The following is a 12,844-nucleotide window of genomic DNA, read 5'->3' as shown; positions in this document are numbered from 1 at the left end:
GACACTAGACCAGCCCGAGCGCGGCCCCCAGGTCGGTCAGGAACCGTCGCTCGTCCGCGGAGACGCGTGGCCCGGCGACGTGCCCGGACCGCGCGGCGGCGCAGACCTTCGCGGCGATCGCCTGGATCCACTGCCGGTAGGCGGCGGAGTCGGCCGGGTCGGCGTGCTCGGCCAGCACGCGGGCCGCCTCCCGGCTCGCGGCCAGCACCGCGGCGAGCCCGGCGACCGGGTCGGTGAACTCCTCCGCGTCCGGCCCGTCCTCGTCGGTCTCCGCGTAGACCGCGGCCACCACGGCGCGGACCAGGTCGCTGTCGGAGGCGCGGCCGGCCGCGATCGCGGCCAGTCCGGCGAGCCCCTCGGCGACGGTGCGGCCGGGCGAGTCGTGCTCCGCGGAGGTGGCCGCGATCACGACGCGGCCGGGCAGGCGGACCAGGAGGGTCCACTGCGCGGCCGGGATCGGCGACGCGGGCGCCCACGCGGCGAACCGGCGGCGTTCGGAAGCGGACGGGCTCGGCATGGCGACGACCTCCTGCGCGTCAGCATATGACCGCACGGTCGCCCGCCCGCGCAAACCCCGAGATCAGAAATCGCCCGCCGGTACGGCCCGGGTCGCCGGACCCCGCGTGACGTCGGTTACGACGGCGGCGTTCAGAGGATGGAGCGGTGTCCACACGCTCAAACTTTCCCCGGACGCAATGAGCGGCGGGGCCCTCCCCGGCACCCGCCGCCCACGCTCTGTTGGAGAAGATTTTGCCTCACCGTCCGTATTCAAGGGAAGGGTTCCGGCTAGTTGTTTAGGCGACAGTTATCTATTCGTGACGTTACCTATCGTATTTTTACGTGAGGCGTGACACAGTGTCACCGCAAGGGATATCCCTACCTCAATCGGCATTCGCAGGTCGGACAGGCTGTCCGAGAGCGGTTGCTCGGAAACGCTCCCACTACGGTACGTAACGCGTGAAAGATCTTCGTTCTCAACTGGCACCGTTGCGGAGCGAAGTCGGGTGGGAATTGCATGCAGAAAATCTGCACCGCCACGCCCGGCTAGCCACCGACTCCGCGGGGTATCCACCCAGGTGAGGCGGGCGCCACTCCCCGCGGGCGGCCCGCCGGGGAATGCACCGCCCCAGGGATTCGTTTCGATGACCGGAGACGGCAAGGCCGGACACGGCCAGATCGGAGACATCACATGGCGACCGTTGCGCTGACCGACGCGAACTTCGACGACGTGACGAGCAAGGACGGCATCGTGCTCGTCGACTTCTGGGCCAGCTGGTGCGGCCCGTGCGTGAGGTTCGCCCCCACCTACGAGGCGGCCTCCGAGAAGAACCAGGACATCACGTTCGGCAAGGTGGACACCGAGGCCGAGCAGCAGATCGCCGCGAAGTTCGGTATCCGCTCGATCCCGACCATCATGGCGATCCGCGACGGCGTGATCGTGTTCTCGCAGGCCGGTGCGCTGCCCTCCTCGTCGCTGGACTCGGTGATCGAGCAGGTGCGCGCGCTGGACATGGACGAGGTCAAGTCCCAGCTCGCCGCGCAGAGCAAGTAACGACCACCCGGACCGATCGAGGGTACGGCGGGGGAGGTTCTCCCCGGCCGTACCCTCGATGTCGTCGTGCGGTCAGTCGACGTGGGCGAGGTAGCGGTCCAGGGTCTCGGCCAGTACCTCGGCGCCGGGCCGGGCCCAGACGTCCGCGTGGAAGACCTCGACCTCCACCGGCCCGGTGTAGCCGGCCGCGTCCACCGCCTCCCGGAAGCGGCGCAGCTCGACCACGCCCTGACCGGGCAGGCCCCGGCCGAGCAGCACGCCCTCGGGCAGCGGTGTGACCCAGTCCGCGGCCTGGAACGTGGCGATCCGGCCCTCCGCGCCGGCCCGCGCGATCTGCTCCCAGACCTCCGGATCCCACCAGACGTGGTACGTGTCGATGCACACGCCGACCGCCTCGGCCGGGTACGGCCGGGCCAGGTCCAGCGCCTGGCCGAGCGTGGACACGACGCACCGGTCGGAGGCGTACATCGGGTGCAGCGGTTCGATCGCCAGCTGCACGCCCGCGGCCAGCGCGTGCGGGACCAGCTCGCCGATCGCGTCACCCACGTGCCGCCGGGCCGCGTCCACGTCGCGGGAGCCGTCCGGCAGGCCGCCGGAGACCAGCACCAGGATCGGCGTGCCGAGCGTGTGCGCCTCGTCGATCGCGCGCCGGTTCTCGTCGAACCAGCCCGGCTCCTGGAAGAAGCCGCCACGGCAGAGCGTGGTGATCGGCAGGCCCAGGTCGCGGGCGAGCGCGGCGGCCTTCTCCACGCCGTAGGCCTGGGTCTCCTCGCGCCACAGGCCCACGCCGCCGATGCCCGCCCCGGCGGCGCCCCGGAGCAGCTCGTCGACCGGCCAGTGCTTCGTGGTCGCGGCGTTCAGCGAGAACCGGGCCACGCTCATGACAGCTCCGGGATCTCGACCCGCCGGCCCTCACGCGCCGACTGCAGGCCCAGCTCGGCCAGTTGCACGCCGCGCGCGCCGGCCCACAGGTCCCAGGTGTACGGCTCGTCCTCGGCCACGTGCCGCAGGAACAGCTCCCACTGCGCCTTGAAGCCGTTGTCGAACTCGTCGTTGTCCGGCACCACCTGCCACTGCGAGCGGAAGTCCTCGGTGACCGGCAGGTCCGGGTTCCACACCGGCTTGGGCGTGGTGGCCCGGTGCTGGATCCGGCAGTTGCGCAGGCCGGCGACCGCGCTGCCCTCGGTGCCGTCCACCTGGAACTCGACCAGCTCGTCGCGGTAGACACGCACCGCCCAGGACGAGTTGATCTGGGCGATCACGCCGCCGGCCAGCTCGAAGATGCCGTAGGCGGCGTCGTCCGCGGTGGCGTCGTAGGCGGTGCCGGACTCGTCCCAGCGGGTCGGCACGTGCGTGGAGATCTGCGCGGTGACGGACTTGACCTCGCCGAAGATCTGCTCCAGCACGTAGTGCCAGTGCGGGAACATGTCGACCACGATGCCACCGCCGTCCTGCGACCGGTAGTTCCACGAGGGACGCTGCGCGGCCTGCCAGTCACCCTCGAAGACCCAGTAGCCGAACTCGCCGCGGATGGACAGGATCCGGCCGAAGAAGCCGCCGTCGACCAGCCGCTTCAGCTTGCGCAGGCCGGGCAGGAACAACTTGTCCTGGACCACGCCGTGCTTGATCCCGGCCGCGTCCGCGAGCCGGGCCAGGTCGACCGCGCCGGCCAGGTCCTCCGCGGTCGGTTTCTCGGTGTAGATGTGCTTGCCGGCGTCGATCGCCAGCCGCAGCGCCTTCTCCCGCTGCGCGGTGACCTGGGCGTCGAAGTAGATCTCCACGTCCGGTCGGGCCAGCGCGGCGGCCAGGTCGGTGGTCCAGTCGGTGAGCCCGTGCCGCTCGGCGATCTCGCGCAGTTTCGCCTCGTTGCGGCCGACCAGGACCAGCTCCGGGTAGAGGCGGTCACCGTTGCTCAGCGGCAGGCCGCCCTGCTCGCGGAGCGCCAGCAGTGACCGGACCAGATGCTGCCGATATCCCATCCGGCCGGTCACGCCGTTGAGCACGATGCCGATCGTCCTTCGCGCCATGGTGCGGTCCCTCCAGGCTCCCCAGGTAAGCGCTTTCCTGGGCACAGTAACGGCGTGCGCAGCAGGCGGGCAAGCCTTTCCCGGAACCTTCGCCACCCGCGGAGTCGATATCCTGCCCCCGCAGCTTCCGACGAAGGGACGGGCGTCCATGGCGACGTTGGCCGAGGTCGCGAAACGGGCCGGAGTATCGCCCGCGACGGCCTCACGAATCATCAACGGCAGTCCCAAACCGGTCACCGAGGCGCTGCGCGAGCGGGTGCTGGCCGCGGTCGAGGAACTGCAGTACGTGCCGAACGCGCACGCCCAGTCGCTGGCCCGGGCGAACCGCAGCGCGATCGGCGTGATCGTGCACGACGTCTCCGACCCGTACTTCGCGGAGATCACCCGGGGCCTGCAGCGCGTCGCGACCGAGCACGGCCGGCTCGTGATCATCTGCAACAGCTACCGCGACCCGGCCCGCGAGCTGGAGTACGTCGAGCTGCTGCGCGCGCACCAGGTGGCGGCGCTGGTGCTGGCCGGGTCCGGCTACCACGACGAGGACTTCACCGCGGCGCTCGTCGGCAAGCTGCAGGTCTACGAGAAGGGCGGCGGCCGGGTCGCGGTGATCGGTCGCCACCAGCACGCGGGCGACGCCGTGGTGCCGGACAACGAGATGGGCGGCTACCTGCTCGGCACGGAGCTCTACGCGCTGGGCCACGAGCGGATCGGCGTGATCGCCGGGCCGAAGCTGCTCACCACGACCACGGACCGGCTCTCCGGACTGCGGCGCGCCGCCCGGGAGCGGGGGCACGAGCTGCCGGCCGCGCGGATCGCGTACGCGGACTTCGACCGGGACAGCGGCGCCGCCGCGGCCGCCGCGCTGCTGGACGCGGAGCCCGGACTGACCGCGATCGCGGCGCTCAACGACTCGATGGCGATCGGGGCGCTGGCGCTGCTGCGCAGCCGCGGAGTGGACGTGCCGGGCCGGGTCAGCGTGGCCGGGTTCGACGACATGCCGGTCGCGCGCGACGTGACGCCGGCGCTGACCACGGTGCGGCTGCCGCTGGCCGAGATGGGCGCGCGGGCGATGACGCTGGCCCTGGACGGCGCCGGCGAGCCGGGCAACCGGATCGAGGAGGTCGGCGCGGAGCTGATCCGCCGGGACAGCGCCGGCCCCGCCCCCGCCCTTCCGTGATCGCCGCGTCCGCCACGCCGGCCCGGCGGTCCGGCGGACACCCGGCTCACGACACGGGCGTGTCGCGGCTGGACAGGTGATCGAACGTGTGTTCGAATACTGGTCATGCGCTGGGCGAACCTGTCGGCTCCCCCCGACGACGGTTTCCCTCAGGAGCCATCCCTGGGGGCGGCGCCGGCGGCACCACCCCTGCCGCTGGCGCTGCCCAGCGCCGTCGTCCGGACGTTCGACACGCCCGGGTTCGCCGGCATGACGTTCTACGAGGTGCGGGCGAAATCCATCATCAACCGCGTCCCGGGTTCGTCGCGGGTGCCGTTCGAGTGGACGATCAACCCCTATCGCGGGTGCGGCCACGCGTGCACGTACTGCTTCGCCCGGAACACGCACACCTACCTCGACCTGGACGCCGGGCACGACTTCGACACCCGGGTCGTGGTCAAGGTCAACGCGGGTGAGCTGGTCCGGCGCGAGCTGGCCGCGCGCGGCTGGCGGGGCGAGCACGTCGCGATGGGCACGAACGTCGACTGCTACCAGCGCGCCGAGGGCCGCTACCGGCTGATGCCGGAGATCATCGCGGCGCTGCGCGACTTCGCGAACCCGTTCTCCGTCCTGACCAAGGGCACGCTGATCCTGCGCGACCTCCCGCTGCTGCGCGAGGCCGCGTCCGTGACCCGGGTCGGCATCTCGATGTCGGTCGGGTTCGTCGACGAGAGCGTGTGGCGGTCGGCCGAGCCGGGCACACCCAGCCCGCGCCGCCGGCTGGACGCGGTCGCGGCGCTGACCGACGCGGGCTTCGCGGTCGGCGTGCTGATGGCGCCGATCCTGCCGGGCCTGACCGACACGGCCGCGTCGATCGACGAGACCGTGGCCGCGATCGCGGCCAGCGGCGCGGTGAGCGTGACGCCGCTGCCGCTGCACCTGCGGCCCGGCGCCCGGGAGTGGTACGCGCGGTGGATCGGCCGCCATCACCCGCACCTGGTGCCGCGCTACCGCGAGCTCTACCGGGCCGGGTCGTACGCGCCGAAGGCGTACCAGCGCGAGGTGGCGGCGCTGGTCCGGGCGGCGGCGCGGCGGCACGGGCTGGACGGTGCCGCACCGGGTGCGGCGCGCGCGGTCCCGGCCCCGCCCGCCGAGCCGGAGCCGGAGCAACTCACCCTCCTCTGAGTAGAGTCGGTGGGGTGAGCGATCCGAGAGAGATCCTGGCCGGCACGTCCACGATCGTGGTGGTCGGCGCGTCCCGTGACCCGGCCAAGTCGGCGCACAGCGTCCCGCTGCAGATGATGCGACACGGCTGGCGGATCATCCCGGTCAATCCGTACGGGGCTGAGATCTTCGGCGTGCCGGCCTATCCGACCCTCGCCGACGTGCCCGAGCCGCTGGACATGGTGAACGTGTTCCGGCCGTCCGCGGACGCGCTGGACGTGGTCAAGGCCGCGGTCGAGATCGGCGCGCGCTCGATCTGGCTGCAGCTGGACATCGTCAACGCGGAGGCGCGCCGGCTCGCCGAGGCGGCCGGCATCCCGTACGTGGAGAACCGCTGCCTCGCGGTGGAGCGCGCACTGGGCCGGCTGTCCCGGGTGAGCGGCTGAGGCCCGGGCGTGCCGAGCGACCGGCGGTGGGCCGCCGAGATCGCGGCGGACACGTTGCGAGCGCTCGAGGCCGGGCACTACGGGCTGGACGGGCACCGGGTCGCGCTCGCCGAGTCGGTGCAGCGCTCGATCGCCGGGACCGTGACGTACCCGCCGGAGTCCCTCGGTCCTGACCCGGTGACCGCACCGGCCGGCGGGACCGTGGAGGTGCGCGGCGAGACCACGCTCGCCGCGACGCGCCGGCTGGCCGCGGCCGGCCACCGGGTGGCGGCGCTCAACTTCGCGTCCGGCCGGACGCCGGGCGGCGGCTTCCTGCGGGGCGCGATCGCCCAGGAGGAGACGCTGGCCCGCTCGTCCGCGCTCTATCCATGTCTGGCCGGCAACCCGATGTACGCGGCGAACCGCGCGTCCGGCGACCCGATGTACACGGACGCGGTGATCTACTCGCCGGACGTGCCGGTGTTCCGTGACGACCGCGGCGGGTGGCTGGACCGGCCGTACCCGTGCGGGTTCCTGACCTGCGCGGCCGTGAACGCGAGCGTGCTCCTGCAGCGGACGCCGCCGGACGGCCGGGCGACGGCCCGGGCGCGGATCACGGCGGCGATGCGGCGGCGGATCGCGGCGGTGCTGACCGCGGGGCTGCGGCACCGGCACGACGCTATCGTGCTGGGCGCCTGGGGATGCGGCGTCTTCGGCAACGATCCGGCGACCGTGGCACGGCTGTTCGCGGAGGCGCTGCACGGGCCGTTCGCCGGCGCGTACCCACTGGTGGTCTTCTCGATCTTCGACCCGTCGGCCCGGCAGCCGGTCCTGCACACGTTCCGCGAGGCGCTGGCACACCGGTCGTAGACTTCGGCCGTGCCCACGGTGCTCCGTCTCGCAGTGGTGCTCGCCGTGCTCGGCGCCGGCGCGTCGACCGGCTGGGCCGTCCGGAGCGGCGCGGACCTGTCCGGCGTCGGCTCGGCCGGTGCGTTGCTGTTCCTCGGCGTCGCCTGGCTGCTGCGGCAGCGGGACCGGAACCGGCCGATGCGCTGGCGGCCCGCGATCCGGCTGCCCGGCGGCGCGACCGCGCCCGGCCTGGTCGCGCCGCGGTCCCGGGCGGAGACCGTCTGGTTCCTGGTGATGAACGCCGCGTTCGTGGTCTGGGCGGGTGGCGTCGCCGGCTGGCTGGCCCGGCCCGGCGACCTGCCCGGCCTGGCCTTCGCCGCACTGGCCACGGCCGCGGCGCTGTGGGGGCTGCGCCGGCTCCACGCGAACCTGCCGATGCTGCACCGGATCGCGATCGTCGAGGCCGGCGTACTGCGGCAGGGCCGGCTGATCCCGTGGGCGGAGGTCGAGGCGGTCCGGCTGACCAGCCCCGGCGACCCGGACGAGGAGGGCGCCGTGGAGCTGCGGACCGGCGGCCGGCTGCTGGAGCTCACGCCGCCCGGCTCGATGATCGACCCGACGGAGCTGCGGGTGGCCGTGGCGACCTACCTGCGGGCACCGGAACGCCGGGCCGAGCTGAACTCACCCGTCGACCCGCGCGGCGAGTCCGTCCGGCCGCCCGACCCCCGGCTCGGCCGGCATCCGCGCCGCGAGACCGTCGAGGGTGGTCCGGAGGCCTAGCTCGAACAGCGCGTCCAGGTCGAGGTCGAAGCCGTCCGCGGTGACCACGGCCATCATCCTGGACCACACCGGGTGGCGGTCGCCGGTCATCAGCGCGGCCATCGCCGGTGCGGTGCGCGCGACCCACTCCTCGCCGGAGATGCCGCTGGCGGACTGGGCCTGCGCCTCCCGCTCCAGCTGCATGGCGAGGCTCTGCACCTGCGTGTAGATCAGGATCGAGTGGTTGAGCATCTCCGCCGGCGTGAGGCCGTGGCCGTCCAGCGCGCGCAGGATCTGCTCGTCGTGGGTCAGCAGGTTCGGCAGCGGCAGCGGGCGGAACAGCGAATCGACGTGCGGCAGCCAGGGGTGCCGGCGGTAGAGCGTCCAGAGCGCGCGGGCGGCCCGCTCGATCCGGGGCCGCCAGGCCAGCGGTTCCCCGGTCTCCGGGTAGCCGATCTCGCCGTAGGCCGCGTCCGCCATCAGCGCTGTCAACTCGTGCTTGTCGGCGACGTGCCGGTACGTCGACATGGTGGCCGCGCCGAGCCGGGCCGCGATCGCGCGCATGGACAGCGCGTCCAGCCCCTCCGCGTCGGCCAGCTCGATCGCGGTGCGCACCAGCCGGTCGCGGGTCAGGTCGCGCGGCCCGCTGCGGGCCGGTGCGTCACCGGCCAGGTCGGCGACGATCGTGCCGGACCGCGGCTCGGTGCGGACCAGGCCCAGGTGGCGCAGCGTGGTGAGCGCCTTCGTGGCCGTGGCCGTCGCCACCCCCCACTCCCGCGCGATCCGGCGGGTGGACGGCACCCGGTCGCCGGGGGCGAACTCACCGTCCCGGATGCGGCGGCTCAGCTCGGTGACGATGCGCTGGAACGGCGGCTCCTCGGCCACGGCGACTCCCTTCTGTACTAGTGCACATGCTAGCTGCCCTAGGGCACATTTGCACTGTTCAAGACCTGTATGTGCGCCGTACAGTCAGATGCGTACGGAGTATTTCCGACCGTGAAGGGGCCCCATCATGACCACCGTGCTGATCTCCGGTGCCAGCGTCGCCGGGCCCGCGCTGGCCCTGAACCTGCGCGCCCGCGGCTTCGACGTGACGGTCGTCGAGCGCGCACCCGCGCCGCGCCCCGGCGGCCAGGCGCTGGACGTCCGCGGCGTCGCGCTCGACGTCGCGGACCGGATGGGGCTGCTCGGCGAGCTGCGGGACATGCGCACCCGCATGCGCGGCATGTCGATGCTGGACGCGGACGGCGTCGAGCTGATGCGCTCCGAGGAGTACACGCCCAGCAGCGGGCGGCTGGACAGCCCGGACGTCGAGGTGCTGCGCGAGGACCTGACCGGGCTGCTGCACCGGCGCGCGGTCGAGGCCGGTGTCACGTACGTCTTCGGCGACACGGTCACCGCGCTGCACGAGACGGACGCGGGCGTGCGGGTGGAGTTCCAGCACGCCGCGCCGCGCACGGTCGACCTGGTGGCCGGCGCGGACGGGCTGCGCTCGACCGTCCGCCGGCTGGCCTTCGGGCCGGACGACGCGTTCCTGCACCACCTCGGCGTCTACGTGGCGGTCTGGACGATGGAGAACATCCTGAAGCTGGCGGACTGGCAGGTGTGGATCCAGGCGCCGGGCGTCGGCGGCGGCATCTACCCGGCGCGGGACAACACGGAGATCCGGGTCAACCTCGGCTTCGAGTCCGGTCCGATCGACGGCCTGCACCGCGACCGGGCGGCGCAGCGGGCCGAGCTGGCCGCCCGGTACGCCGGGCTCGGCTGGGAGTTCCCGCGGCTGATCGAGGGCGCGCGGACGGCGCCGGACTTCTACTGCGACGCGATGGCCCAGGTGCGGATGGACGGCTGGTCGCGCGGCCGCGTCACGCTGCTCGGCGACGCGGCGTTCTGCCCGTCACCGCTGTCCGGGCAGGGCACCAGCCTGGCGCTGGTCGGCGCCTGGGTGCTGGCCGAGGAACTGGGCCGCGCCGCCGTCCCGGAGGCGCTGGCCGCGTACGAGACCCGCATGCGCCCGTTCGTCCGGCTCAACCAGGCGCTGGTGGAGAACGAGCCGGGCAGCCCGGAGTCGGAGGCCGCGATAGGGGAGGCGAAGTTCGCGATCACGCTCTGACCTCCCGGAGCGGGCCGTCGGGCCCGCCCCGGGAGTGCGTGCTCAGCGGGTGTACTGCGACTCGCGGACGCTGTTGCCACCGTCCACGACCAGCATCTGGCCGGTGATGTAGGACGCCGCGGGCGAGCACAGGAACGTGATCGCGGCCGCCACCTCCTCCGGCGTGCCGGGGCGGCGCATCGGCGTGTCGAGGCCCTGCTTGAGCTCCGCGACCGTGGACGCGGCCGTGTAGATCGTGCCGGGCGCGACCGCGTTGACGTTCACGCCGTCCGCCACGACCTCCATCGCCAGCGCGCGGGTCAGGCCGACCACACCCGCCTTGGCGGCCGCGTACGCCGCCTCGGTCGGCAGCGCGTTGACCGGGCCGGTGGTCGCGGCCAGGTTCACGATCCGGCCCCAGCCGCGCTCGGCCATGCCGCCGACGAACGCACGACTGCACAGGAACGCGGTGGTCAGGTTGCGGTCGATCTCGGTGCGCCACTCCTCGTAGGTGAGCTGGGCGACCGGCCGCAGCACCTCCGGCGAGGCCCGGCTGGTCAGGCCCGCGTTGTTGACCAGCACCTCCACGTCGCCGAGCGTGTCCGCGACCGCGTCGGCGAGCGCGCCGACCTCGGACTCGTCGGTCAGGTCCGCGACGAATCCGGTGACCGACAGTTCGTCCGCGCGCTCGTGGATGCGGCGGGTGGTGGAGACGATCGCGACCTTGGCGCCCAGGTCCCGCAGCCGGCGGGCGGTGGCGTAGCCGATGCCGTCCGGGCTGCCCGCGCCGGTGACGAGCGCGACGCGGCCGTCCAGTCGCAACGTGGTCGACTCGAGCGAGGGGAGGTCGGCGGGCACTGGATCGGAGTCGGGTGTCATAGCCGAAATCCTGCCCGGTCACCGCGAACGGGGCAACGACCGGGGGCGCGGCGCCGCGAGCGTGGGCCGTCTACCCTCATGGCGTACCCGCGCCATTACGGAGATCGCGAATGACATATCCGCCGCAGCAGCCGGAGGCCTGGAGCGATCCGGCGTACCCGGCCCATCCTCCGGCCGGCCAGCCGCCGGTCTCCGGGCCCGCCATGCCCGGCTATCCCCCGGTCCCCGACCCCGCGGGCGCCTATCCACAGCCGGTGGCCTACCCGGCGGGCAAGGACGCGGGCTACCCGTATGCGACCGGATATCCGGTTCCCGGCTACGAGTACGGCGGCTGGGGCGCGCCCCGGAAGACGAACGGCATGGCGATCGCCTCGCTGGTGGTCTCCGTCATCGGCGCGTTCTCGCTGGCCTGCTACGGCGCCGGGGCGATCCCGGCCGCGGTCGGCGCGATCCTCGGGCACGTGGCCCGGCGGCAGATCCGGACGAACGGCGACGACGGTGACGGTCTGGCCCTGGCCGGCATCATCACCGGCTGGATCGTGACCGGGCTCGGCCTGCTGATCATCGCGTTCGTGGTCGTCGTCGTCCTCTTCGCCTGGACCACCGCATCCACGACGGACCCCGGTGGAACCGGCACCGGCGGCCCGTACTACTAGGAAGGGCCCGCCGTGACGGATCCGAAGTACGCGTACCCGCCGCAGACCCCGCCGCGCCGGCCGACGAACTCGATGGCGATCGCGGCGCTGATCCTCGGGATCGCGTCGCTGTTCACCTGTCAGCTGATCGGCATCAGCGCGATCATCTGCGGCAACCGGGCGCGCAACGAGATCCGCGGCAGCGGTGAGGAGGGCGACGGCATGGCGCTGGCCGGGATCATCCTCGGCTGGGTGTCGCTCGCGCTGGTCGTGCTCACGGTGCTGTTCCTGGTCGCCTACTTCGCCATCTTCGGCGTGTTCATCCTCAACGCACCGAGCTCTTCGTGATCAGCCCTCGGGCGGCGTGAACGCGGAGGTCCGGGTCATCCCGGCGGCCCGGCCCTTCGCGGAGACGACCAGCGCCATCTTGCGGGACGCCTCGTCGATCATCTCGTCGCCGAGCAGCACGGCGCCGACCCGGCCGCCCGCCTCGGAGGTCGCGTACGCGTACGCGTCCAGGATCAGCTCGGCGTGGTCGTAGTCCGCCTGGGTGGGTGCGTAGACCTCGTTCGCCGCCTCGATCTGGTCGGGGTGCAGCACCCACTTGCCGTCGAAGCCCAGCGCGGCCGACCGGGTGGCCGCCTCGCGGAACCCGGCCACGTCCCTGATCTGCAGGTACGGGCCGTCGATCGCCTGCAGGTCATGCGTGCGCGCGGCGACCAACAGGCGCATCAGCACGTAGTGGTACGGGTCGCCGGGGTAGCCCGGGATCAGGCCGCCGACCGCCAGCGACCGCATGCCGATGCTGGCCATGAAGTCGGCCGGGCCGAAGATGATCGTCTCCACCCGGGACGACGCGGCCGCGATCTCGTCCACGTGCGCCAGCCCGGCCGCGTCCTCGATCTGGACCTCGATGCCGATCCGGCCGGCCTCCAGGCCGAGCGTGCGCTCGATCTGGCCGAGCGTCAGGTCCAGCCACCGCACGTGGCTCGCGTCGCGCACCTTGGGCAGCATGACGCAGTCGAGGTGCGGGCCGACACCCTCGACCACGTCCACCACGTCCCGGTACGTCCACTGGGTGGTCAGGTCGTTGACCCGGACCGCGCGCGTCTTGCCGGCCCAGTCACCCTCGGTCAGCGCGGCGACCACGTTCTTCCGCGCGTCCGCCTTGGCCAGCGGCGCCACCGCGTCCTCCAGGTCCAGGAAGACCTGGTCGGCGGGGAGTCCCTGGGCCTTGCCGAGCATCTTGGTGCTCGATCCGGGGACCGCGAGACACGAGCGGCGGGGGCGGCCGAGGACGGTCATGGCA

At 72.9% G+C, this 12,844-nt stretch carries 15 protein-coding genes; 9 read left to right on the top strand and 6 right to left on the bottom strand.

Features of this window, described 5'->3' with window-relative positions:
- Positions 1 to 4: 4 nt before the first annotated feature.
- On the bottom strand, positions 5 to 517 hold the full coding sequence (locus J2S44_RS21920) for a hypothetical protein (RefSeq protein WP_374728006.1): 513 nt from the start codon (positions 515 to 517) through the stop codon (positions 5 to 7).
- Positions 518 to 1,189: 672 nt separating this feature from the next.
- On the opposite strand from J2S44_RS21920, the gene trxA reads away from it, so the two are divergent.
- The gene (gene trxA / locus J2S44_RS21915; RefSeq protein WP_310417059.1) at positions 1,190 to 1,552 is read left to right on the top strand and encodes a thioredoxin; all 363 of its coding nucleotides are present in this window, start codon (positions 1,190 to 1,192) and stop codon (positions 1,550 to 1,552) included.
- Positions 1,553 to 1,624: 72 nt separating this feature from the next.
- On the opposite strand, the gene J2S44_RS21910 is transcribed toward trxA, so the two are convergent.
- Both J2S44_RS21910 and J2S44_RS21905 read right to left on the bottom strand, forming a co-directional pair.
- Positions 1,625 to 2,434 carry a sugar phosphate isomerase/epimerase family protein gene (locus tag J2S44_RS21910; protein WP_310417056.1) on the bottom strand — a complete coding sequence of 270 codons (810 nt, stop codon included), beginning with the start codon at positions 2,432 to 2,434 and terminating at the stop codon, positions 1,625 to 1,627.
- Positions 2,431 to 3,579: a Gfo/Idh/MocA family protein gene (locus tag J2S44_RS21905; RefSeq protein WP_310417054.1), complete on the bottom strand. Its 1,149-nt coding sequence runs from the start codon at positions 3,577 to 3,579 to the stop codon at positions 2,431 to 2,433. Before J2S44_RS21905 ends, J2S44_RS21910 begins: the two co-directional genes overlap by 4 nt.
- A gap of 148 nt (positions 3,580 to 3,727) precedes the next feature.
- Between J2S44_RS21905 and J2S44_RS21900 the strand changes: the two genes are divergently transcribed.
- The 5 genes from J2S44_RS21900 to J2S44_RS21880 all read left to right on the top strand — a co-directional run bounded on the left by J2S44_RS21900 (position 3,728) and on the right by J2S44_RS21880 (position 7,950).
- On the top strand, positions 3,728 to 4,753 hold the full coding sequence (locus J2S44_RS21900; RefSeq protein ID WP_310417050.1) for a LacI family DNA-binding transcriptional regulator: 1,026 nt from the start codon (positions 3,728 to 3,730) through the stop codon (positions 4,751 to 4,753).
- Between the two features lie 105 nt (positions 4,754 to 4,858).
- Positions 4,859 to 5,917 (top strand): Rv2578c family radical SAM protein, encoded by a 1,059-nt coding sequence (locus tag J2S44_RS21895; protein ID WP_310417047.1) that lies wholly within the window; start codon positions 4,859 to 4,861, stop codon positions 5,915 to 5,917.
- A 14-nt stretch (positions 5,918 to 5,931) separates the two neighbouring features.
- Positions 5,932 to 6,342 carry a CoA-binding protein gene (locus J2S44_RS21890; protein ID WP_310417044.1) on the top strand — a complete coding sequence of 137 codons (411 nt, stop codon included), beginning with the start codon at positions 5,932 to 5,934 and terminating at the stop codon, positions 6,340 to 6,342.
- 9 nt (positions 6,343 to 6,351) lie between these two features.
- Entirely contained in the window at positions 6,352 to 7,191 is an 840-nt protein-coding gene (locus tag J2S44_RS21885; protein ID WP_310417041.1) for a TIGR02452 family protein, read from the top strand.
- A gap of 9 nt (positions 7,192 to 7,200) precedes the next feature.
- Positions 7,201 to 7,950 (top strand): hypothetical protein, encoded by a 750-nt coding sequence (locus tag J2S44_RS21880; protein WP_310417038.1) that lies wholly within the window; start codon positions 7,201 to 7,203, stop codon positions 7,948 to 7,950.
- Here the strand turns inward: J2S44_RS21880 and J2S44_RS21875 are convergent.
- Positions 7,852 to 8,814 (bottom strand): GntR family transcriptional regulator, encoded by a 963-nt coding sequence (locus tag J2S44_RS21875; protein ID WP_310417035.1) that lies wholly within the window; start codon positions 8,812 to 8,814, stop codon positions 7,852 to 7,854. The two genes, J2S44_RS21880 and J2S44_RS21875, sit on opposite strands and share 99 nt — an antisense overlap.
- A 127-nt stretch (positions 8,815 to 8,941) precedes the next feature.
- Between J2S44_RS21875 and J2S44_RS21870 the strand changes: the two genes are divergently transcribed.
- Positions 8,942 to 10,042: an FAD-dependent monooxygenase gene (locus J2S44_RS21870; protein ID WP_310417032.1), complete on the top strand. Its 1,101-nt coding sequence runs from the start codon at positions 8,942 to 8,944 to the stop codon at positions 10,040 to 10,042.
- Positions 10,043 to 10,084: 42 nt separating this feature from the next.
- Here the strand turns inward: J2S44_RS21870 and J2S44_RS21865 are convergent, their stop codons facing one another.
- Entirely contained in the window at positions 10,085 to 10,900 is an 816-nt protein-coding gene (locus J2S44_RS21865) for an SDR family NAD(P)-dependent oxidoreductase (protein WP_310417029.1), read from the bottom strand.
- A gap of 110 nt (positions 10,901 to 11,010) precedes the next feature.
- Here J2S44_RS21865 and J2S44_RS21860 point away from each other — a divergent pair, with 110 nt between their 5' ends.
- Together J2S44_RS21860 and J2S44_RS21855 are read left to right on the top strand one after the other, a co-directional pair.
- The gene (locus J2S44_RS21860; protein ID WP_310417027.1) at positions 11,011 to 11,556 is read left to right on the top strand and encodes a DUF4190 domain-containing protein; all 546 of its coding nucleotides are present in this window, start codon (positions 11,011 to 11,013) and stop codon (positions 11,554 to 11,556) included.
- 12 nt (positions 11,557 to 11,568) lie between these two features.
- Positions 11,569 to 11,883, top strand: coding sequence for a DUF4190 domain-containing protein (locus J2S44_RS21855; RefSeq protein WP_310417024.1), 315 nt, complete (start codon positions 11,569 to 11,571; stop codon positions 11,881 to 11,883).
- On the opposite strand, the gene J2S44_RS21850 is transcribed toward J2S44_RS21855, so the two are convergent.
- A complete protein-coding gene (locus J2S44_RS21850) occupies positions 11,884 to 12,840 on the bottom strand; it encodes an HpcH/HpaI aldolase/citrate lyase family protein (RefSeq protein WP_310417021.1) in 957 nt (318 codons plus the stop codon).
- Between the last annotated feature and the right edge of the window lie 4 nt (positions 12,841 to 12,844).

The sequence above is a fragment of the Catenuloplanes niger genome (assembly GCF_031458255.1).
Taxonomy (GTDB): Bacteria; Actinomycetota; Actinomycetes; order Mycobacteriales; family Micromonosporaceae; genus Catenuloplanes; species Catenuloplanes niger.
This window is presented reverse-complemented; position numbering and strand designations above follow the sequence as displayed.